Origin of the sequence: Dulcicalothrix desertica PCC 7102, from assembly GCF_003991905.1 — a bacterium.
Lineage (GTDB): Bacteria > Cyanobacteriota > Cyanobacteriia > Cyanobacteriales > Nostocaceae > Dulcicalothrix > Dulcicalothrix desertica.
The window spans coordinates 259219-259743 of record NZ_RSCL01000004.1 but is presented as its reverse complement, the minus strand read 5'-3'; the positions used below and the strand labels follow the sequence as shown (position 1 = coordinate 259743).

The window sequence follows — 525 nt, the reverse complement described above, 5'->3', positions numbered from 1 at the left end:
GTAAATGCATCTGCGATTGGTAAAGGGTCAAGCGCATCAGGTGCAAGTTCAATTGCAACAGGTGATACTGCGACCGCAAGTGGTGCTGGTGCTATTGCTACAGGTGCCAACACTTTAGCAAATCAGCAAAATGCGACTGCAACAGGTAATCAAGCCCAAGCTACAGGAATTTCAGCCACCGCTACAGGTGACAGAGCGATTGCAAGTGGAACAAATGCGACTTCAACTGGTAAGGGTTCAAGCGCATCAGGTGCAAGTTCAATTGCTACAGGTGATACTGCAACCGCAAGTGGTGCTGGTGCTATTGCTACAGGCGCCAACTCAGTAGCGAATCAGCAAAATGCGACTGCAACAGGTAATCAGGCCCAAGCTACGGGAACTTCGGCATCAGCTTATGGTGACACCGCGATTGCAAGTGGTAATAATGCCACCTCGACTGGTAAGGGTTCTACAGCATCAGGAGCAAGTTCAATCGCAACAGGTGATACCGCGACAGCAAGTGGTGCTGGTGCTATTGCTACAGGC

General features: G+C 50.3%; 1 pseudogene. It reads left to right on the top strand.

The annotated features are described in order from the left end of the window. Nucleotides 1-525: pseudogene (locus DSM106972_RS10400) on the top strand (hypothetical protein); the annotation flags it as partial.